General features: G+C 52.8%; 19 protein-coding genes. 11 read left to right on the top strand and 8 right to left on the bottom strand.

Features of this window, described 5'->3' with window-relative positions; genetic code table 11:
- Positions 1-41: 41 nt before the first annotated feature.
- Positions 42-713, bottom strand: coding sequence for an epoxyqueuosine reductase QueH (locus tag AB8809_RS14935; protein ID WP_349856556.1), 672 nt, complete (start codon positions 711-713; stop codon positions 42-44).
- A gap of 214 nt (positions 714-927) precedes the next feature.
- On the opposite strand from AB8809_RS14935, the gene dusC reads away from it, so the two are divergent.
- From dusC to pbpG, 8 genes are all read left to right on the top strand, one after another.
- A complete protein-coding gene (dusC, locus tag AB8809_RS14930; protein ID WP_349856555.1) occupies positions 928-1,860 on the top strand; it encodes a tRNA dihydrouridine(16) synthase DusC in 933 nt (310 codons plus the stop codon).
- Between the two features lie 172 nt (positions 1,861-2,032).
- A complete protein-coding gene (gene mmuP, locus AB8809_RS14925; RefSeq protein WP_349856554.1) occupies positions 2,033-3,445 on the top strand; it encodes an S-methylmethionine permease in 1,413 nt (470 codons plus the stop codon).
- Positions 3,438-4,385 (top strand): homocysteine S-methyltransferase, encoded by a 948-nt coding sequence (gene mmuM, locus AB8809_RS14920; RefSeq protein WP_349856553.1) that lies wholly within the window; start codon positions 3,438-3,440, stop codon positions 4,383-4,385. Before mmuP ends, mmuM begins: the two co-directional genes overlap by 8 nt.
- A gap of 16 nt (positions 4,386-4,401) precedes the next feature.
- Entirely contained in the window at positions 4,402-4,950 is a 549-nt protein-coding gene (locus tag AB8809_RS14915; protein ID WP_181844613.1) for a hypothetical protein, read from the top strand.
- Between the two features lie 398 nt (positions 4,951-5,348).
- Entirely contained in the window at positions 5,349-5,891 is a 543-nt protein-coding gene (gene cyaB / locus AB8809_RS14910) for a class IV adenylate cyclase (protein WP_015839805.1), read from the top strand.
- A 60-nt stretch (positions 5,892-5,951) separates the two neighbouring features.
- Positions 5,952-6,308, top strand: coding sequence for an FMN-binding protein (locus AB8809_RS14905; RefSeq protein ID WP_349856552.1), 357 nt, complete (start codon positions 5,952-5,954; stop codon positions 6,306-6,308).
- A 63-nt stretch (positions 6,309-6,371) separates the two neighbouring features.
- On the top strand, positions 6,372-6,881 hold the full coding sequence (locus AB8809_RS14900; protein ID WP_349856551.1) for a DUF6622 family protein: 510 nt from the start codon (positions 6,372-6,374) through the stop codon (positions 6,879-6,881).
- Between the two features lie 150 nt (positions 6,882-7,031).
- Entirely contained in the window at positions 7,032-7,979 is a 948-nt protein-coding gene (gene pbpG / locus AB8809_RS14895; RefSeq protein WP_181828248.1) for a D-alanyl-D-alanine endopeptidase, read from the top strand.
- A 70-nt stretch (positions 7,980-8,049) separates the two neighbouring features.
- On the opposite strand, the gene AB8809_RS14890 is transcribed toward pbpG, so the two are convergent.
- The 5 genes from AB8809_RS14890 to AB8809_RS14870 form a co-directional block, all read right to left on the bottom strand.
- The gene (locus AB8809_RS14890) at positions 8,050-8,736 is read right to left on the bottom strand and encodes a glutathione S-transferase family protein (protein WP_181828249.1); all 687 of its coding nucleotides are present in this window, start codon (positions 8,734-8,736) and stop codon (positions 8,050-8,052) included.
- A gap of 134 nt (positions 8,737-8,870) precedes the next feature.
- The gene (locus tag AB8809_RS14885) at positions 8,871-9,641 is read right to left on the bottom strand and encodes a DeoR/GlpR family DNA-binding transcription regulator (RefSeq protein WP_015839810.1); all 771 of its coding nucleotides are present in this window, start codon (positions 9,639-9,641) and stop codon (positions 8,871-8,873) included.
- A gap of 31 nt (positions 9,642-9,672) precedes the next feature.
- On the bottom strand, positions 9,673-11,325 hold the full coding sequence (locus AB8809_RS14880) for an ABC transporter permease subunit (RefSeq protein ID WP_015839811.1): 1,653 nt from the start codon (positions 11,323-11,325) through the stop codon (positions 9,673-9,675).
- A complete protein-coding gene (locus AB8809_RS14875) occupies positions 11,322-12,332 on the bottom strand; it encodes an ABC transporter ATP-binding protein (protein ID WP_181847647.1) in 1,011 nt (336 codons plus the stop codon). The genes AB8809_RS14880 and AB8809_RS14875 overlap by 4 nt, the downstream gene beginning before the upstream one ends.
- A gap of 77 nt (positions 12,333-12,409) precedes the next feature.
- A complete protein-coding gene (locus AB8809_RS14870; RefSeq protein ID WP_180777061.1) occupies positions 12,410-13,429 on the bottom strand; it encodes an ABC transporter substrate-binding protein in 1,020 nt (339 codons plus the stop codon).
- A gap of 414 nt (positions 13,430-13,843) precedes the next feature.
- Between AB8809_RS14870 and AB8809_RS14865 the strand changes: the two genes are divergently transcribed.
- The 3 genes from AB8809_RS14865 to idi all read left to right on the top strand — a co-directional run bounded on the left by AB8809_RS14865 (position 13,844) and on the right by idi (position 18,493).
- Complete coding sequence (locus tag AB8809_RS14865) at positions 13,844-15,190, top strand: aspartate aminotransferase family protein (RefSeq protein WP_015839814.1); 1,347 nt, start codon at positions 13,844-13,846, stop codon at positions 15,188-15,190.
- 352 nt (positions 15,191-15,542) lie between these two features.
- Positions 15,543-17,849 (top strand): beta-glucosidase BglX, encoded by a 2,307-nt coding sequence (gene bglX / locus AB8809_RS14860; protein WP_349856550.1) that lies wholly within the window; start codon positions 15,543-15,545, stop codon positions 17,847-17,849.
- Positions 17,850-17,953: 104 nt separating this feature from the next.
- Complete coding sequence (idi, locus tag AB8809_RS14855) at positions 17,954-18,493, top strand: isopentenyl-diphosphate Delta-isomerase (protein ID WP_181847654.1); 540 nt, start codon at positions 17,954-17,956, stop codon at positions 18,491-18,493.
- 273 nt (positions 18,494-18,766) lie between these two features.
- On the opposite strand, the gene AB8809_RS14850 is transcribed toward idi, so the two are convergent.
- Complete coding sequence (locus tag AB8809_RS14850) at positions 18,767-19,444, bottom strand: LysE family translocator (protein ID WP_349856549.1); 678 nt, start codon at positions 19,442-19,444, stop codon at positions 18,767-18,769.
- A gap of 52 nt (positions 19,445-19,496) precedes the next feature.
- Positions 19,497-20,342 (bottom strand): AraC family transcriptional regulator, encoded by an 846-nt coding sequence (locus AB8809_RS14845; RefSeq protein ID WP_349856548.1) that lies wholly within the window; start codon positions 20,340-20,342, stop codon positions 19,497-19,499.
- Positions 20,343-20,540 lie beyond the last annotated feature (198 nt).

The following is a 20,540-nucleotide window of genomic DNA, read 5'->3' as shown; positions in this document are numbered from 1 at the left end:
TGACAGTCCGGCACTGAGTGCCGGACTCCGGTGTTAAGTGGTTATTCGGTATCGTCGCCGTAATACAGCTTCCCGATACGGATAATATCGCGCCCCTGTGATTTGCGATGCTTATTGGAATCGCGTAGGGAATAAATGCAGCCGCAATACTCCTGTTGATAGAAACGTTCACGCTTGCTGATTTCGATCATACGCGACGAGCCGCCGCCTTTACGCCAGTTGTAGTCCCAATAGGTGATGCCGGGATATTTCTGTGCGGCGTTCTGGCCACATTCGTTAATTTGCTGCATGTTTTTCCAGCGGGAAATCCCCAATGAACTGGAGATAACGCTAAAGCCGTTTTCTGCGGCGTACAGCGCCGTGCGCTCGAAACGCATATCAAAACACATGGTGCAGCGAATGCCGCGTTCGGGCTCCCATTCCATGCCTTTGGCGCGCTCAAACCAGTTATCCGTGTCGTAATCCGCATCGATGAAAGGCACGTTATGCTGTTCGGCGAAGCGGATGTTTTCCTCTTTACGGATCAGGTATTCACGCTGCGGGTGGATGTTGGGGTTATAAAAGAAAATGGTGTAGTCGATGCCAGAAGCGGTGATGGCTTCCATGACTTCACCAGAGCAGGGCGCACAGCAGGAGTGCAGCAGCAGCTTGTCGGCATTATTCGGCAGAGAAAGCTGCGGACGTTGCAGCGCGGTGGTTTTGACATTCGACATAATAAATAGTCACTTCGTTGTGGTCCGTAAGGACAGTGTCGGCACAAATTCGTAACGAATTATTGATGATATGCTCACAAGAGGCAACCTCCGAGCCCGCCCGGCGTTATCTTTCCCGTTGCGTTCCCCGTACAATACCCCCTAAGATTGCCTGCTTTTTTAGCCGTGCAATGAATGGCTGTGATTAACGATTGAATGGTTACCGAGTAGCGTTATGCGTGTTCTGCTTGCCCCGATGGAAGGGGTTCTCGACTCATTAGTGCGGGAACTGCTGACCGAAGTAAATGATTATGACCTGTGTGTCACCGAGTTCTTACGCGTGGTGGATCAGTGTCTGCCGGTTAAGTCCTTTTATCGCCTTTGCCCGGAGCTACACCATGCCAGCCGCACGCCGTCTGGTACGCTGGTGCGTGTACAGCTGCTGGGACAATATCCGCAGTGGCTGGCGGAAAATGCCGCGCGGGCGGTGGAACTGGGTTCGTATGGCGTCGATCTTAACTGCGGCTGCCCGTCGAAGCTGGTGAACGGCAGCGGAGGTGGGGCGACGCTGTTAAAAGATCCCGAGCTGATTTATCAGGGCGCGAAAGCCATGCGTGAGGCGGTGCCTGCCCATTTGCCGGTCACGGTGAAAATTCGGCTGGGCTGGGATTCCGGCGATCGCCAGTTTGAAATTGCCGATGCGGTGCAGCAGGCGGGCGCAAGCGAGCTGGTCGTGCATGGCCGTACGAAAGAAGACGGTTATAAAGCCGAATGCATTAACTGGCAGGCGATAGGCAAAATCCGCCAGCGGTTGCGGATTCCGGTGATCGCCAACGGCGAAATCTGGGACTGGCAGAGTGCGCAGGACTGTATGGCGACAACGGGGTGCGACGCAATTATGCTCGGACGGGGCGCGCTAAACGTGCCGAATCTGAGTCGCGTCATTAAGTATAACGAACCGCGTATGCCGTGGCCTGAGGTCATGCTGCTGCTACAAAAATATGTGCAGTTGGAAAAGCAGGGCGACACCGGGATGTATCACGTCGCACGTATCAAACAGTGGCTCGGCTATTTGCGTAAAGAATACTATGATGCCACCGAGTTATTCAGCGAGATTCGCACCCTGAAAACGTCGGCGGACATCGCACGCGTGATCGGTGAGCCGTAGGCGCTCACCGTTTCCTCATTTTCTGCTTTCCCTCTCTCGTGTCTTCATCACATTGTTCGTTTTTAACGCACTTCATCGCTCTCCTTCCGGCCTGTACTTTACTTTACGAATCGCTTGACGGTATAACACTCCATCTGTCTGGAAGTTTAGACGTCTATAAATAAAGGTCATCATGGAACAACACGCACCAGGCTCGGAAGGGCAGTTTAAGCGCACTATGAAAGCTCGCCACTTGGTGATGCTTTCGCTCGGCGGCGTCATCGGTACCGGCCTGTTTTTCAATACGGGTTACATTATTTCCACCACGGGGGCAGCCGGAACGCTATTGGCTTATCTGATCGGCGCGCTGGTGGTGTATCTGGTGATGCTGAGCCTGGGGGAACTGTCCGTCGCGATGCCGGAAACCGGGGCGTTCCATGTGTATGCATCCCGCTATCTCAGCCCGGCAACAGGCTATACGGTGGCGTGGCTCTATTGGCTGACGTGGACGGTCGCGCTGGGATCCAGCCTGACTGCCGCTGGTTTTTGCATGCAGTATTGGTTCCCGCAGGTGCCGGTCTGGACCTGGTGCCTGCTGTTTTGTGTGTTGATCTATCTGCTGAACATTGTGTCGTCCCGCTTCTTTGCCGAAGGGGAGTTCTGGTTCTCGATCGTGAAAGTGGTCACGATCCTCGCCTTTATCGTACTCGGCGCAGGCGCGATGTTTGGTTTTATTCCGATGCAGGATGGCTCTCCTGCGCCGTTCTTCCAGAACATTACCGCGTCTGGCTGGTTTCCACACGGCGGCCTGCCGATCTTAATGACGATGGTTGCGGTCAACTTCGCTTTCTCCGGTACGGAACTGATCGGTATCGCGGCAGGAGAAACCGAGAATCCACAGAAAGTGGTACCGATGGCGATTCGCACTACCGTTGCACGACTGGTGATCTTCTTTCTCGGGACGGTGCTGGTGCTGGCGGCGATGATCCCGATGGAAGAAGCGGGTATCGCGAAAAGCCCGTTTGTGCTGGTGTTTGAAAAAATTGGTATTCCTTACGCCGCCGATATTTTTAATTTCGTGATTTTGACGGCGATTCTGTCTGCTGCTAACTCAGGGCTGTATGCCTCCGGGCGTATGCTGTGGTCGCTGTCCAATGAAGGCACGCTGCCGCGCCGCTTTTCTCGTCTGACGCGCCGTGGCATTCCACTCTTTGCGATTTCTGTCAGTATGTTGGGCGGGCTGCTGGCGCTGTTTTCCAGCGTGGTCGCACCGGATACCGTTTACGTGGCGTTGTCTGCGATTTCCGGCTTTGCCGTGGTGGCGGTGTGGCTGAGTATCTGCGCATCGCACTATATGTTCCGCCGTCACCATATTCACACGGGAAAACCGCTTTCTGACCTGCAATATCGCGCGCCCTGGTACCCTATCACGCCGATTCTTGGCTTCCTGCTGTGCCTGCTGGCCTGCGTCGGACTGGCGTTTGATCCAAGCCAGCGAATTGCGCTGTGGTGTGGAATTCCGTTTGTCGCGCTGTGTTACGGTGCTTATTATTTCACGCAGTCACTGAAGAAGCGTGGATTAACGGGAGTGGAAGACATTGCGTAAAAATACGGTTACCGAACTGCTGGCAACGGCACCCACGATTGTGTTGGATGGCGCGCTAGCGACCGAACTGGAAGCGCGCGGCTGTGATTTAACGGATCCGCTGTGGTCCGCGAAAGTACTGGTTGAGAACCCGGCGCTGATTTATCAGGTTCATCTCGACTATTTCAAGGCAGGGGCGCAGTGTGCAATTACGGCCAGCTATCAGGCGACGCCGCAAGGGTTTGAGGCGCGGGGCTATAGCGAAGCGGAGTCGCTGGCGCTGATTGCCAAGAGCGTACAGTTGGCAGCACAAGCACGGGATGATTACCGCCGCGACAATCCGCAGGCAGGGGCGCTGCTGGTGGCGGGGTCGGTGGGGCCATACGGCGCCTATCTGGCGGATGGCTCGGAGTATCGCGGTGATTATCAGCTGCCGCAGGCTGACATGATGGCGTTTCATCGGCCGCGTATGGCGGCGCTGCTGGAGGCGGGAGCGGATCTTCTGGCCTGTGAGACGCTGCCGTCTTTTGCGGAAATCGAGGCGTTGATTGCGCTACTGGCTGAGTTCCCTCAGGCGCAGGCCTGGCTCTCCTTCACGCTGCGCGACAGCGAACACCTCAGCGACGGCACGCCATTGTGCACGGTGCTGGCGCGGGTCAACGCCTGTTCGCAGGTGGTCGCTGTGGGTATCAACTGCATTGCGCTGGAAAAGGTGACGCCAGCGCTGACGTACCTGTCTTCACTGACGGATTTGCCGTTGGTGGTTTATCCCAATTCCGGCGAGCAGTATGATGCAGTAACGAAAACCTGGAGCAGCGCTCACGATGCTGCCTGCTCGCTGACGGCGTATCTGCCCGAGTGGCAAGCGGCAGGGGCGCGTCTGATTGGCGGCTGCTGTCGAACCACGCCTGCTGATATTGCCGGTATTGCACGTTGCTGCCAGCATGAGGGTCAGCACTAAATAAGGGGATGCCGTGATGGAAAATGATGTGAATCTGCAACAGGTGTACTCGCTTGCCAGACAGCGCGTTGCGCCAGATGTGCCTGTAACGGTGCTGCACATTGGCGAACAGCAGACGACGGTTGTCTGCGGGACGGCATCACAACCGTCGGCAACCCTGCAACTGACCATCGGTTTTGACAAAACGGCTACGACGTTTTTCAAGCATCTTCCCCCGACGCCGGACGAAATGGAGTTGGCGATCATGGCGGTGGAGGATGAAGTGACGCGTATTCGCCACGATATTCCTGCGGGGTCTGCGCTGTTTTCTTTCGACTCTGATTTGGTCGACCTCGCACAGATTTCAGGCGCAGAAGAAGAGGAAGGCGGCTGGCGCTTGCCGCAGGATGACATGGAGCGGACATTTAAACGTCTGGAACGCGTCATGCTGGGGAGTCCGGCAACCTGGGAGGGTATTCCGCTTGAGAACGCTTTCTCCGCCCGGTTGCTGATTTTGCGTGAGTTTATGCATCATCACGGCTTCGATTCTGCACTGATTTTGCTATTACCTGCGGTTGTTGCGTGAAGAACTAGCGGTTTTTCCCTTCTCAGCTACTATTAACGGCGGTCTGCGTCCAGCAAGGGGGCTGACCGCATTCTTTTGCTGGGAAATATCCGATGTTATTTATTAATCGGTATTCTCTGACAGGAAATTGCACTCGGGATATCTGACGTTGTAAGGTAATAACGCGGCATGATTATCGAGGTAATGCTATCGCGGTACAGTATGTGACAGGATGTAAGGTGTGAATCAAGGAGGGTGAGAGGACGGCCATTCGGCCATATTATGTTACCTGTATGATCTATTTTGCGGATGACCGAATCTTTAATTATCTTGAATTTCCGTATGACAGCGTAATAAAACGTTGTTTCGATATGGCGGGAGTCAATGTTATTTCAGGGAGTCCAGTGAGGGGAAAGAACATGGTTGAACATTTCACAGGGAAATATGAAGTTGAACTTAAATTTCGCATCGACGATATAGCCGTTTTTAGAAATACGCTTTTTAGCCTGCACCCAGAGGCTTTCGTCTTTGAAAATAAAGAACACGATGTTTATTACGATGATGCAGAGAGGCGTTTACAGCAGCAAAATATCAAAATGCTGGTGCGACGTATGGAGCCATCAGGAATTAAGCTCTGGATCGTGAAAGGGCCGGGTGTCGAGCGCTGTGAAGCGGTTAACGTCGAAGCTTTTGAAAAAACCGACAGCATGCTACAGACATTAGGGTATCAACCCCTTTTTGAAATTCATAAAATTCGCAGTATCTACTTTTTAAATGCTTTCCACATTACGCTCGATTATATTGAATCGCTTGGTTATTTCGTGGAAATATCGGTAATGACCGATGATGAAACCCAGTTGAAAGCACTCAGAGATCGGTGTATAGAGTGTGCGCTACGGCTTCAATTGTCATTGGATAATATTGAAACGAAATCTTATTATCAATTATTAGGTTTTAATTAACTGTTATTCAATGGTTATTGAATTGTTGTTTTTATTGTTCGATTTGCACACGGGGAAATGATGAAGAAATCTATTTCGGCAGCGCTGGCTACATTAGTGATGGCTTTTTCTCTGTCCGTTCACGGCAACAATGTGGTGCACTATAAAGACGGCACCTACATCGGTAAAGCGCAGGGCAAGGCGGCAGAAGTTGAGGTAACGGTCAGCATTAAAGAAGGGACGATTGCCAACGCGGAAGTGCTGAAGCATGGCGATACTGAAGCGATGATGTTGAGTGCGACGGATCAAATCGTGCCGGAGCTCATTGAGAAGCAGGATATTAACAAGGTGGATGCGGTAACGGGGGCGACGTTATCGAGCCAGGGCGTGATTAACGCGGTGAAACAGGCGCTGGAACAGGCCAAAGTCACGCCGTGAACGCTCCGGTTTGTTGACTATTACCGTTGCTGAAGGCTTCATTGCTGAAGGAATCGTACCGTCGTGGAAAATCTGCTGATTATTTTGCGTCACACGCCTTATTGGGTGTGGATCGTTTTGGGTTACCTGATTTATGCCGGAATAAAAGCCAGCCAGCCGCGACAGCAATCTCCGACACGGATGCTGGTTGTGCCGATCGTGTTCATGGTATGGGGTGTTAGCGCGATTTTTCATACGCTGCTGATTCCGCTTGCGGCGGCAGGCGGATTTCTGCTGACTTTGATTGTCGGGTTGGGGATTGGGTGGATCTGGGGGAAGACGTCAGGCGCTTATCTGCCGGAATCACGCGTTTTTCAGCGCAGCGGTTCGTGGTGGCCGTTGGCCTTAATGCTGCTGACGTTTTGTTCTCGTTTCTATTTTTCCGTCCAACTGGCTCGGTTTCCTGCGTTGGCACATGACCCCGCGTTCTGCCTGTTGTCCGGCGCGGTAAGTGGGATTACCGCTGGAATATTTAGCGGCGTCAGTCTGCGTTTGTTCAACCAGATGCGCAAAATAAGACCGTCTCTGACGTAATGCCATAAAAAACAGTGGGTTGATAAAACCGTTTGTCAAAATTTGTCACAAAGCTTTTTCTGCTGCATGAGTGCGCGGGGAAGGGTGGTAAATTATAATGCCGATGCCTATCCCTTTCATTTAACAGAATACTGTTTAAGTTATTGAAGAATGACTAAAAATTTTAAGCTTTCTCTTTGTGGCCTGTTGATGCTATCAACCCATGTTGTGATGTTGCCTCAGGCTATGGCGAAAGCGCCGACGTATTCCGCCGGCACTGCGCATCAGGAAATTGCTTCCGGTAGCGCTATGGTGGTGGATTTGCGTGATAACCACATCCTGTATTCCAGTAACCCAGATGTGGTAGTGCCGATTGCTTCGGTGACGAAATTGATGACGGCGCTGGTGGTGCTGGATGCCAATCAGCCGCTGGATGAAATCATCTCTGTCGATATCAGTCAGACGAAAGAAATGAAAGGGGTGTACTCGCGTGTTCGTCTGAACAGCGAGATCAGCCGCCATGACATGCTGCTGCTGGCGCTGATGTCATCAGAAAACCGCGCGGCGGCCAGTCTGGCGCACCACTATCCAGGCGGCTATCAGGCATTTATCCGCGCGATGAATGCCAAAGCCCGTGCGCTAGGTATGGCTCACACGCGCTATGTCGAGCCGACCGGGCTGTCCATCAATAACGTCTCGACCGCCCGCGATCTCACCAAACTCCTGATTGCCAGTAAGCAATATCCGTTGCTGAGCCAGCTGAGTACGACACAGGAGAAAACGGCGACGTTCTCTCATCCGGCGTACAGCCTGCCGTTCAGAAACACGAACCATCTGGTCTATAAAGCCGACTGGAGCATCCAACTGACCAAAACGGGCTTTACGAATCAGGCTGGGCATTGTCTGGTGATGCGCACGGTTATTAACCAGCGGCCTGTTGCGCTGGTGGTGCTGGATGCATTCGGTAAATACACGCACTTTGCGGACGCTAACCGCCTGCGTAAGTGGATAGAAACCGGTAAGGTCAGCGAGGTGCCTGCCGCCGCGTTGAGCTATAAGAAACAAAAATCGCTGGCTTCTCGTCAACCACAGAGCATGGCGAGTATCGAAACCGAATAACGATTCCCCTTCCTGCTGTGCTGGAGGGGAATAGCGACGGTGGCCGAATGGGCCACTGATTGCTACGGTGCTATGCGCGAGCGCGCAGATCTTCTATCACTTCTCCCGCTTTTTTCACTTCTTCTTCATGCTCATCTTCACGCCAGGTTTCCGCTAAGGCGTCCTGTAGCCAGCGCTGCATCGCGGGTTGGGCTAACAGGTGGTCGCAATAGGCCGCGGCTTCCGGCGACACGGGGAGCTGGTAGGTTTTGATGCGGAATACGACCGGCGCAAAGAAGGCGTCTACCGCTGAAAATTGTTTTCCTGCCAGAAACGGTCCACCAAAGCGCGTTAACCCTTCCTGCCAGAGTTCGCCGATGCGGTTAATGTCATTGCTGAGAGCGGGAGAGATTTCGTTCATTTTGACGCGTACGCCGCAGCTCATAGCGCAGGTGTTACGCAGTGCGGTAAAACCAGAGTGCATTTCGGCGGCAGCGCAGCGTGCCCACGCACGGGTTTTGGCATCGGCAGGCCAGACGCCGGGATGCTGTTCAGCCAGATACTCGGTAATCGCCAATGAATCCCAGACGGTGGTTTCGCCATCGAGCAGGCAGGGGACTTTTGCCGTCGGCGAAAAGGCCTTAAATGCCGGCTGTGCCATGCCCGGAGCAAAAGCAACCAGTTTCTCTTCGAAAGGAATCGACAGTGTTTTCAACAGCACCCACGGACGCAGTGACCAGGACGAATAGTTTTTATTGGCGATATACAACTGATACATGTCTGAGGCTCCTTGTGTTAACGAAGCCTTAGCATTAGCACGAAAGGCGGTAGAAATCACTCTGCATCTATCCGCCTGTATGCTGTGTGAGGATCGGCAATAAAGCCCGCAATAAATCACGGGAAAGAGGGATATCAGGCGACGATAACCTGCTGGCAATGCATCTGGAGTAAAGACAGCTCGGGTTTATCCGCACTAGATGCATCAGTCACCACCATATCGATTTCCTGCATGGTGGCATAGACAACCCGGCTGGTGACGCCGATCTTGCTGTGATCCGCGAGGATAATGCGCGTTCTGGCATGTTGCACCATGGATCGGGCAATTGCCGCCTCGTGGTGAGCAAAACTGGTGGCGCCAGAGGCTGCATCGACACCGACCGGAGAAAGAAGCGCCACGTCGGCACGGTAGCGTTCCAGTTCATTGACGGTGATATCACCACTGGTTGCCTGTGCTGAGGCACCCATATATCCACCGAGTAGTATTACACTATGCTGTGCGACCGATTCTGCTGAGGTGAGTTTCTGTGCGACGGTTAGACTATTGGTAATGACCGTCATCCCCGGCATGGAAAGCAGTTCGTCGGCTAACAGAGAGGTTGTACTGCCCGAGTCGATAAACAGCGTCTGCCCCGCTTTTAGCTGTTGTACTGCCGCACGGGCAATAGCCTGCTTTTCTTTTTCACGTACGGTATTGCGAATGGATAACGGCGGTTCCGGTTCCTGCGTGGTTGCTACGATCCCGCCATGGACGCGGCGTAACACCCCTGCCGCTTCCAGTTTTACAATATCGCGTCGTACTGTTTCGCGTGAAACACCGAGATGTTGAATAATTTTCTCGGTGCTCACCCGGTTTAATGTTGAGAGCAGAGCTTGTATGCGATGTAACCGCGTTTCTTCTAACATAGCTGTCCATTCGTTGATGTTTTGACATCGGTTACCATGATTGTCGCTTTTCTGTCACAAGATGCAGAAGGAGTGCGGTCATCGCCACGATGCCCATAATACAGGTCGAAAAAGCGGCAGCCTGTGACGTAAAGCCTGCTTCATCCAATCGCATAACGGTGACGGCACCTAAAGGCAGCGACGGTGTGACCAAAAAAATCACGGCTGATAGTGTAACCATTGAGCGCATGAATAAAAACATGGCGACTGAAATCAACGTTACGCGCATGGCGGGCAGATACACATCACGTAAAATACGTACCACGCCGCCGCCTAAAACAGTAGTGGCATCTTCCATCGCATGCGGCACGTTGCGTATTCCCATCATCATCGTGGTGTAACCTTGCGTGTGATAGTGGTAGTAATTACATAATGCCACCAGCAGTGCCGATCCATACAGCATTCCCCAAGGGAGATCGGCCGTATTGAACGTGAACACGTAAGAGAGCCCCAACACCAGCCCGGGAACAGCAACAGGCAATGCGCTCAGCAGTACCGCGGCATTGGCAACTTTGCCGGGTTGCCGATGAACGCCGAAGGTCAGCAGGAATAACAGCACGGTACCAACCACCGCCGCCAGTGCGGAGATCCAGACCGACGTCCACAGTGGCGTATAGCCTCCAGCGAGATCGATATCGTAATGTTTAAGTGTCAGATCCAGCCGGTACGGCCATAGGCGTATCATGCTGGCAATAATGACGGTGCCAATAACGGCGACAATCGTGAATGCGATCGTCATCGTTGCCAGATAGAACGACATATCGCGCGTGCGCAGCGGTTGTGGAATATGTGGGATCGCCGCATGTGAGCCGATCGCTTTTTGCCGTCTGGCCGTTGCACGTTCTATCCAGATCGATGCAGCGGCAGGTAACAGGAGCAGGATCCCGACGACAGCTCCCATGCCGAATTTCATTTGACCACTGACCTGACTGTAGATCTCTGTTGCCAGTACCGAGAAGTTGCCGCCGATAACAATGGCGTTACCGAAATCTGTGATCGTGATGGTGAAGATAACAAAAGCCGCACTCAGCAGGCCGTATCGCAGACCGGGGAGGGTGATATCCAGAAACTGTCGCCAGTCCGAGGCACCGAGAACGTTAGCGGCTTCATACTGGCGAGTATCGCTATGACGCAGCGTGGTACGAATGATCAGAATCGCTTGCGGTAGTGCGTACAGGACGTTGGCGATCAATAATCCCCAAAAACCATAAATATCCAATCGCACGCCAAGAAGATTACCGATAATGCCATTTCTTCCCAGCAGAAAAATTAATCCCAATCCCAACACCAGCGAGGGAGCAAGTATCGGCAGCGAGGTCGCAAATGCGATAAAACGCTTTGCTGGCATCGCTGTACATTCCAGACCATAGGCGACAATAAACCCCAGCAAGAGCGTCACCAGTGTTGTGACGATGCCAAGTAACAGGCTGTTGATCGTCGCGCGCCAGATGCCGGGCGAATCCATTAGCGCCAAATAATTTGATAGCCCAACGGTACCGTTTTGATCGTTCAACAGACTGTGCCAGACGATACTCAGCATCGGTATGCCGAAGAACATGAGCAGCGCCAGCAGTGGGATCCACAGACACAGACGAGAAAGCCAGCGGTCACTGGCCGTTTGCGGGGGAAGAAGTGTCTGATTCATGATTGCACCCAGGCGCAGTCTTCTGCGCGAATCGAGAGATGAATGGGGTCGCCAGGATTCCAGTTCACGGCGCTGCTGGTCTCGACTAATAGCGGCTGCGATTTCCATACCACCTGTATGCGTTGGATACTCCCGAGGAAACTGGTGTTGATGACCCGTCCTTCTGCGCCTTCCGCTTTATGTAGTGCAATCCTTTCCGGTCGGATAAACAATTCAGCGCCTTCTGGTAGCGCAGTTTCCTGTGCAGAGGGGAGCAGTTCCGGCATCCACGTGTTGACGACATCGCGTGACAGCAGATTGCTGTGCCCCATGAATTCGGCAACGAAACGTGTGCGTGGGCTGGTGTAAAGTTCGTGCGGCGTGCCTTCCTGCACAATGCGTCCACCGTGCATGCAAATGATTTTATCCGCCATGCTCATCGCTTCTTCCTGATCATGTGTGACCATCAAAGTGGGAATGCCGAGTCGCTGTTGCACGTCGCGTAATTCCTGACGCAATCCGGCGCGCACGCGCGCATCCAGTGCCGAAAGGGGTTCATCCAGTAACAGTAGGGAAGGGTTGACCGCCAGCGCGCGTGCGATAGCGACACGCTGTTGCTGCCCGCCTGAAAGCTGGGCAGGATAACGATCGCCGAATCCACTAAGGCGTACGGTATCCAGCAGATCGCTGACGCGTGCGGCAACTTCCTCGGCAGGCGTCTGGCGAATTTTGAGCCCATAGCCAATATTTTGTGCAATCGTCATGTGGGGAAAAAGCGAGTAAGACTGAAAGACAATGCCAAAACCTCTTTCCCTGGCAGGCACGTTAACCAGATCGCGATCGTCCAGCGTGATTTTTCCTCCATCACAGCTTAGTAAGCCGGCAATGATGCGCAGCAATGTCGTTTTGCCGCAGCCGCTAGGCCCAAGAAGACAGACAAATTCGGCATTTGCGATCGACAAATTGATGCGATCGAGTGCGACATAACCCTCAAAGCTTTTATAGAGATTTTGAATAACCAGTGCCATGATGCGGACCTCTTAATTACGGCTGCCGCGAAGGTACGAACACGCTGCGCGGCAGTCTTTACTGCGAATACAGGCCATTATCGGCCGATGGATTTTTGCCAGGTTGCCAGTGTGGCGTCGCGATCGTTGGCGCTTTTGGTGAAGTCCACAGGGTAGAGGACGTGTGTGAGATCGGCTGGTAGACCCGCCATTTGTGCGGCTTTGGACTGTTCAACGCCAGGGATTGTCACGATCTCTTTATATTTGGTGTAGAGCGCGGCGGCCTGGCTGGAGAGTGTCCAGTCGAGGAAACGCTTGGCATCCGGTTTGTTCTTGGCTGCGCTCATCAGAGCCGAGGCCTCCAGCTCATAGCCTGCGCCATCGTTTGGGATCACCATTTTGATGGGGTAGCCTTCTTCAATTGACTGCATAGCGGCAAAAGCCAGCGATACGCCAATGGCATATTCTCCGGTGCGTGCTGCTTTGCAGGGGCGAGAGCCGGACTTGGTGTATTGGGCGATATTGCCATCTAACGACTTCAGAAAGGCCCAACCGTTTTGTTCCCCTTTGGCTTGCAGCAATGCGGCGATTTGTAGGTAACCTGTGCCGGACGAGACAGGATTCGGCATCACAACTTCTCCTTTGTAGATCGGATTAGTCAGATCCTGCCAGGAGGCGGGCACGGGAAGATTTTTGGCTTTTAGCGCTTCGGTGTTGACGCAAAAGGCCGCCATATAGCCTGTTGCCGCAAACCACTTGTGATCCGGTGCGCGGTAGGTGGCGGCAAGGCTATCACTGCCTTTGGCATCGTAAGGTTCCAATAATGCAGACAACCGTGGGTCCATCACGCTGGTTACGGCCCAGCCCCAAATGACGTCATGTTGCGGATTTTTGGATTCGGCCAGAATCCGTGGCCCAAGGTCGCCGGTAGACAAGCGCAGGACGTTAATGGTCAGGTCGGGCAAATCTTTTTTAGCCTGTGCGACGTAATCTTTGATCTCATCTTCTTCCAGCGAGGTATAGACCGTGATGGTTCCCGCGTGTGCAGCAGCGTTAACCAGCGTGGCACAGGTGAACGCAGTGAGCAGACTGACGCGGCGAAATAAAGATCGGTTCATAAATGTTCCCCTACGGTTGTGGAAAATATTGGCATCGGTGTCACCCTCGCCTCGAACGGTAAATCGTCCATTCTGTGCATTTTTGTGTTTCTTGCGAGTGGTCTGAGGTTTTAGCACTAATCGTGCCATTTTCTGATTTGACGAAAGCCAATATAAAAATAAATATATAAATTAATGTGTTATTTATATTGTTTTGTAAGCGGAGTCGTTCTATTAACGGATAGCGGAACCTCGCATCCATTTTTGTGATGTTTTTATTGCACTTTTTTGGCATTTTTATGCATCAAAAAAGTGCATTTTTTTGTATTTGTGTATTTTGTTGCTTTTGGTGTAGGGTGAGTGTTATCTGAACATGCACGCTGCGTTTCCTCATGCAATACGCAGTCGGGCCACCACCTTTCTACAGGAGTCATTATGGCGACACGATCAACCATCATGGATACCAACAGCTTTCGTACTGAGCATGCGGATGCGCTGGATGAAGATACGCGGAGACTGACGGATAGACGTTCTCAGGTGTTAGGAGATTCTTATCGTTTGTTCTACCGTAATCCGGTGCATCTGGTTCGCGGTGAGGGACAATATTTGTGGGATGCCGCTGGACATAAATATCTGGATGTCTACAACAATGTTGCCAGTATCGGACACTGCCATCCTGCGGTCATCGATGCCGTTCACGCGCAAATGCGTCTGCTCAATACCCATACCCGCTATTTGCACGAACGTATTCTGGATTACTCCGCAGATATTCTCAGTACCGTACCAGCCGCCATCAATAAGGCGATGTATATGTGTACGGGATCGGAGGCTAACGATCTGGCGATCCGTGTCGCTCGGGCCTATAGCGGCGGGACGGGCATTATTGTGAGTCGAGAAGCCTATCACGGGACCAGCGAGTTGACGTCCGGTGCGTCACCTGCGCTTGGAAGCGGGCAGCCTTTGGCGGCGACAACCCGTCTTGTGCCTGCTCCCGATCGTTATCGCGTGAATGCCCCCGATCTGGGTGTCTGGTTCGCGCAACAAATTCAACTGCAAATTGATGATATGGCCGCGAACGGCATCAAATTTGCTGGTTTTCTGGCGGATTCCATTTTTTCTTCGGATGGCGTATTGCCGGGACCTGCAGGTTACCTGAAACCTGCGATAGACGTGGTTCATGCCAATGGTGGGATTTTCATCGCAGATGAGGTCCAGCCCGGTTTTGCACGAACGGGCGAGCATTTCTGGGGATTTGGTCGGCACGATATTGTGCCTGATGTCGTGACGTTGGGTAAACCGATGGGCAACGGCATCCCCGTATCCGCGCTATTGGCAAAAGCCGATGTGCTGGCGGCATTCAGTGATGAAATTCCTTATTTTAATACTTTTGGTGGCAATCCCGTGTCGATAGCGGCGGCGCAGGCGGTATTAAACGTGATTCGTGAAGAAGGGCTACAGGAACACAGCCGTGTTGTTGGGGAAAAATTGAAGCGGGAGTTAACGCTGCTTGCCGATCGTCATGCGTGTCTTGGCGATGTGCGCGGTGCAGGGCTTTTTATCGGTTTTGAGTTGGTCAGCGAGCGGGAAACAAAAACACCGGATAAAGCGCTGGCGCTGGACGTGGTTGAACAACTTCGAGCTGAACGCGTCCTGACATCGGTTGCTGGTCCGCATGGTAACGTGTTGAAGCTGCGCCCGCCGTTGGCATTTCAGGAACATGACATTGACTGGCTGGTCGGGGCGCTCGATCGCGCGCTAAGCTTGCAGTCACATCGGCGTTAATTTCCCCTCAAATGCGCATGCGTCGGCAGTTGTCCGCCGCATGTGGCGCCATGCTGTTTATTTCTTTTCTGTGACCGCCCGCGTTGAATGTAAGTTTTGCGTACCGTCTAGCATTATTCTTGCAGTTTTTATTAAATGAAATCTCAATAAATGCACTATATTACGCGCTGTGCATTTGAGTGCGTCGGTGCGGCAACCACTATCGGGAAGCCTTATTCGCTTAAGGCAGGGGAAGGTGTTTTTCGCCTTGTCAGAGAAGGGATGTGACCGTCGGAATCTTCAACCTGTCTTGTGCTTCAGCGCCTTATTCTGTTCTGCTCTGACGCCTGGATTGACTGGGTCTTTATAACGAATGAAATGGCTTACTTCACTGACTATAGCAATTGGACTTGCTTGTAATCCGGCGTTTGCGCAGGAGTTGACGTCTGCGCCGGCATCAATATCGCCTTCACATCAGCAACGTGATGCGTTTGTCACGGATCTGCTGAAAAAAATGACGCTGGAAGAGAAGATCGGCCAGCTCCGATTGATCAGCGTTGGGACGGATAACCCCAAAGAAGCCATTCGGGAAATGATCAGAAATGGTCAGGTTGGCGCGATTTTTAATACGGTAACCCGCCCGGACATTCGTGCGATGCAGGATCAGGTCATGCAACTCAGCCGCCTGAAGATTCCGCTGTTTTTTGCCTACGACGTGGTGCACGGCCAGCGCACCATTTTCCCTATCGCATTGGGACTGGCTTCCAGCTGGGACATGGCCGCGATTGAGAAAAGTGCGCGCGTGGCGGCTTATGAAGCGACGGAAGACGGCCTGAACATGACCTGGGCGCCGATGGTGGATATCACCCGCGATCCGCGCTGGGGCCGCGTGTCGGAAGGTTTCGGTGAAGACACCTGGCTGACCAGCAAAATTGCTGGTGTGGTTGTTAAAGCCTTTCAGGGCGATGACGTAACGGGTCGCCATTCGCTGATGACCAGCGTAAAACACTATGCGCTTTACGGCGCGGTGGAAGGTGGGCGCGACTATAACACCGTGGACATGAGCCCTCAGCGCATGTTCCAGGACTATATGCCGCCTTACAAAGCGGCGATTGACGCGGGCAGCAGCGGCGTGATGGTCGCGCTGAATTCAATCAACGGTACGCCAGCTACCTCAAACAGCTGGCTGCTGAAAGATGTTCTGCGCGATCAGTGGAATTTCAAAGGCATTACCATTACCGATCACGGTGCGATTAAAGAGCTGATTAAGCACGGTGTGGCCAGCGATCCGCGTGATGCATCGCGTCTGGCGGTGAAATCCGGTATCGGTATGAGCATGAGCGACGAGTATTTCGTCCGGTATCTGCCCGAACTGGTGAAAAGCGGGGCAGTGAGCATGCAGGAGATCGATGATGCCTGCCGTCAGGTGTTGAACGTAAAATATGATATGGGGCTGTTTGAAGATCCGTACCGCCATCTGGGGCCGGTAGGTTCTGACCCAGTGGATACCAATGCGGAAAGCCGCTTGCACCGTCTCGACGCGCGTGATGTGGCGCGTAAAAGTCTGGTGTTGCTGAAAAACCGTCTGCAAACGCTGCCGTTGAAAAAAGAAGGCACGATTGCTGTTGTCGGGCCATTGGCTGACAGCCAGCGCGATACGATGGGAAGCTGGTCTGCTGCGGGCGTAACGAAACAGACGATCACCGTTTATCAGGGGCTGAAGAATGCCGTCGGCGATAAAGCCACCATCCTCTATGCCAAAGGTGCCAACGTCAGTAATCACAAAGGTATCATTGACTTCCTGAATCAGTATGAAGATGCCGTGCAGGTAGATAAACGTCCGCCGCAGGCGATGATCGATGAAGCCGTTGAGGCAGCGAAGAAAGCGGATGTGGTGGTTGCTGTCGTCGGCGAAGCTGCCGGAATGGCGCATGAAGCGTCCAGCCGCTCGAACATTGACCTGCCGCAAGGCCAGCGTGACCTGATCGCGGCGCTGAAAGCGACGGGTAAACCGCTGGTTCTGGTGTTGATGAATGGCCGCCCTCTGGCGCTGGTGCGTGAAGATCAACAGGCCGATGCGTTACTGGAAACCTGGTTCAGCGGCACCGAAGGCGGTAATGCGATCGCCGATGTGCTGTTTGGTGACTATAACCCGTCCGGCAAGCTGCCAATGTCCTTCCCGCGTTCTGTCGGTCAGATCCCGATTTATTACAATCACCTGCCGTCAGGTCGTCCTTACACGCCGGAAAATCCAGGCAAATATACGTCTCATTACTACGACGAAGCCAATGGGCCGCTCTATCCGTTCGGTTACGGCCTGAGCTATACCACGTTCAGCGTGTCAGACGTACGTTTGTCCAGCCAGACGATGAAGCGTAACGGGACGATCAACGCCAGCGTGACGGTGAAAAACACCGGCAGCCGCGCGGGGGAAACGGTCGTGCAACTGTACGTGCACGATGTGGTGGCTTCCATTAGCCGTCCGGTGAAAGAGCTACGCGGTTTTGAGAAAGTGATGCTACAGCCGGGAGAATCTCGCACGGTCACGTTCACGCTCGATCAGGAAGCACTGAAGTTCTACAATGCTCGTATGCAGCAGGTGGTCGAGCCCGGTAAATTCGACGTGATGATCGGTCTGGATTCACAGCGTGTGAAAAGCGATAGCTTCACCTTGCTATAATGATGTTCTCTCGCCGCCGGGAACACCGGCGGCGAATGAATACGAATTGTGATTACTACAATACAGTGTGATTGCCGGAGAGTAAGGTATTGCAGGAGAAGGGTATGCCGTTGACTGAAGTGGTGCTGGTTGATGAAAATGACAAGCCAACGGGCGTAATGGAAAAGCAGGAAGCGCATGTAAAAGGAGCATTACATCGTGCGATTACCGTCTATATTTTCAACTCTCGCCAGCAGTTGTTATTGCAGCAGCGGGCAGAGGAGAAATATCACAGCGGCGGTTTATGGAGCAATACCTGCTGCAGTCATCCTGCGCCTGGTGAAGAGACGCTGCAGGCGGCACATCGCCGTTTGTATGAAGAAATGGGATTACGCTGTGAACTGACGCCAATGTTTACGCTGACCTACCGTCTGCCGTTGGATAATGGGCTGATTGAGCATGAACTGGGGCATGTGTATTTTGGTGTGACGGATGACCTTCCGCAGATCAACCCCGATGAAGTGTCGAGCTATGAATACCAGTCGATAGACAACATAGCCCAGCGGATGGCGGAGACGCCCGAACAGTTTACTGCCTGGTTCCAACTGACCTTCGCGCGTATTCCTGCTTACTGGCAAGCATTTCGGTCTGAACAACCAAATTAATTAAAGCGATGCTAATTGCCGCGTTTCCGTGCGGCACCGTTCGTGCAGTCGGCGGACGCTGTGGGTCGAAAGCCTCAGCCCGCATGCTCGATAATAATGTAGCCCACCAGCATCATGCCGGACATGCCACCTAAGGCGAGAAAGGCAAAGAGACCGATAATACCGATTTTTTGAAGAGTCATCAGGTTATCCTTTTGTTAATTGCCTCGAATTATAATGCCTTCAGCCCATGAAACAAGACCGAAACGCTCCGCGCTTTTTAAATACACCGCATTAGCGAAATAAAAGCAGCACACCAAAAAAGAGCAGAATGACGCCAGCACCGCGTTCAATCGGGTTAAGCCAGCGTGTTAAATGCTGCTGAATCAGCGGGCGAGCGATCAATGCAGCGATCAGCAGATCCCACATCAACACGACAGAAAACATCCAACTACCGCTGACGAATTGCTGCGTAGGTGTCACGTTTTGCCCAAGAATACTGGTCATCAGGCTGATGTAGAACAGCATGTTTTTGGGATTCAGTAGCGCCGAACCGAGTCCTAGCAGGACTTGTTTACGCAGTGTTGGACAGCGGTCGGACTGTTGTTCCGCCTGTAGCGATAGCACAGAACGGCTTTTCACTAACTGATAGCCCACCCAGATCAGATAAGCTGCCCCGGCTAATTCTATGAGGCTAAACAGCGTGGGCGAATGCTGAATGCCCGCCCAGCCGATCGCCGCCAGCAGAATATACATGCCGTTACCTAACGCGATACCCAGACAAATTCCCGCGCTGCCGCGCAGTCGGTAGCGAATGGCGTAGGCTGTCAGCAGGAAGAAATCCGGGCCGGGGCTCAGTAGCGCCACAAAATGCGCCAGCGCTAGAGCAGGAAAGTGAGCAGGAAAGAGAGAATCAGCAGAAAAAAGGGTATTGATGAACGGCGTGTTGATAAACGTGGCATTGATAAACATGCTATTTCTGGCCTCAATAAGTAATCGAGGCCAGTCTAGACAAGGTGTTCCGCTATTTATTGTCAAATATTGATCGTGCGTACTGACCCGGTGTCGCGGCGGTGTATTGCACAAACGTTTTGTGGAAATGACTTTGATCGCAAAAGCCGCTTTGATAGCTGGTATCCACCAGCGGTGTGCCTTGTTTCAGCAGCGATTTGGCATACTCAATGCGGGCATTATTCAGAAATGCCATCGGTGTGATACCCGTATCGTGACGAAACTGCCGCACGATGGTTTCACGTCTCAGGTTCAGCTCCTCCGCCAGCGTTTCCAGCGAGGGCGCTTCTTGCAAATTATTCAGCAGACGTTCACGTACGTGGAGCGTCGTGGTTTGCGGTGCCAGGTGCGGTAGTGCGGACAAACAGGATGGTGCGGGCAGGCAATATTGTTGCCAGATGGGGTTCAGCATCGCTTTGAGCTGGTTATCTGCTGACGCGATTTCTCCCCGATATAGCAGGGTAATGATGTGCTGATAATGTGCAAACAGCGCAGGATCGCGCAAGACGACGCAGCTGCAATGCAAGGTCTCAGCCTGATAGCCACAGTGAGTCGCGATCTGGTCGAGGCACCACCCGACATCCAGATACAGCATGTGATAACTGCGCGTTTTGCCGGGCAGCGGGTTACAGCTGTGCGGCTGTTGGGGATCAATAAAGATCAGATCGCCAACCTGTAAGTGGTGAATGTCGTTACGGTAATGGCAACGTGTTTCGCCGTGTTCTATCGCCCCAATCGAAAATTGCGCATGGCTATGTGTTTTATAGGCATGGCTGCTGTTGTACGTGCTGCGGCTTTCCACATGGGGTAATCGTGGTGAAAACCAGTACGATTGGTTAATAGCGTGGACCGAAGACATAATTTACCGAAGCTATTGTTTACCGAAGATAGCGTTTACCGCTCGCGATAAAGACCGTGTTTGATAAAAATACATGTTTGATAAAAAGAATAGCTTACCCTAATCGCTGGATGGAAGATTGTCGAGGTCGGAATGGTCTCGAGAGTGATATCGGCTGACGTCGCCGGGCGTCTGTGGGACAATGGCGCTCAGATTACA

This window comes from Pectobacterium aroidearum (assembly GCF_041228105.1).
Classification (GTDB): Bacteria; Pseudomonadota; Gammaproteobacteria; order Enterobacterales; family Enterobacteriaceae; genus Pectobacterium; species Pectobacterium aroidearum.
The sequence above is the reverse complement of the archived record's forward strand: the minus strand, read 5'-3'. Positions and strand labels throughout refer to the sequence as shown.

Bases quoted from the DNA above. Each gene is read 5' to 3' on its own strand.
- AB8809_RS14850 (WP_349856549.1), bottom strand. From the start codon at position 19,444: ATGTTTATCAATGCCACGTTTATCAACACGCCGTTCATCAATACCCTT.
- pbpG (WP_181828248.1), top strand. From the start codon at position 7,032: ATGACTAAAAATTTTAAGCTTTCTCTTTGTGGCCTGTTGATGCTATCA.
- dusC (WP_349856555.1), top strand. From the start codon at position 928: ATGCGTGTTCTGCTTGCCCCGATGGAAGGGGTTCTCGACTCATTAGTG.
- AB8809_RS14890 (WP_181828249.1), bottom strand. From the start codon at position 8,736: ATGTATCAGTTGTATATCGCCAATAAAAACTATTCGTCCTGGTCACTG.
- AB8809_RS14935 (WP_349856556.1), bottom strand. From the start codon at position 713: ATGTCGAATGTCAAAACCACCGCGCTGCAACGTCCGCAGCTTTCTCTG.
- AB8809_RS14880 (WP_015839811.1), bottom strand. From the start codon at position 11,325: ATGAATCAGACACTTCTTCCCCCGCAAACGGCCAGTGACCGCTGGCTT.
- AB8809_RS14870 (WP_180777061.1), bottom strand. From the start codon at position 13,429: ATGAACCGATCTTTATTTCGCCGCGTCAGTCTGCTCACTGCGTTCACC.
- AB8809_RS14875 (WP_181847647.1), bottom strand. From the start codon at position 12,332: ATGGCACTGGTTATTCAAAATCTCTATAAAAGCTTTGAGGGTTATGTC.
- cyaB (WP_015839805.1), top strand. From the start codon at position 5,349: ATGGTTGAACATTTCACAGGGAAATATGAAGTTGAACTTAAATTTCGC.
- bglX (WP_349856550.1), top strand. From the start codon at position 15,543: ATGAAATGGCTTACTTCACTGACTATAGCAATTGGACTTGCTTGTAAT.
- AB8809_RS14905 (WP_349856552.1), top strand. From the start codon at position 5,952: ATGAAGAAATCTATTTCGGCAGCGCTGGCTACATTAGTGATGGCTTTT.
- mmuP (WP_349856554.1), top strand. From the start codon at position 2,033: ATGGAACAACACGCACCAGGCTCGGAAGGGCAGTTTAAGCGCACTATG.
- idi (WP_181847654.1), top strand. From the start codon at position 17,954: ATGCCGTTGACTGAAGTGGTGCTGGTTGATGAAAATGACAAGCCAACG.
- AB8809_RS14885 (WP_015839810.1), bottom strand. From the start codon at position 9,641: ATGTTAGAAGAAACGCGGTTACATCGCATACAAGCTCTGCTCTCAACA.
- AB8809_RS14845 (WP_349856548.1), bottom strand. From the start codon at position 20,342: ATGTCTTCGGTCCACGCTATTAACCAATCGTACTGGTTTTCACCACGA.
- AB8809_RS14915 (WP_181844613.1), top strand. From the start codon at position 4,402: ATGGAAAATGATGTGAATCTGCAACAGGTGTACTCGCTTGCCAGACAG.
- AB8809_RS14865 (WP_015839814.1), top strand. From the start codon at position 13,844: ATGGCGACACGATCAACCATCATGGATACCAACAGCTTTCGTACTGAG.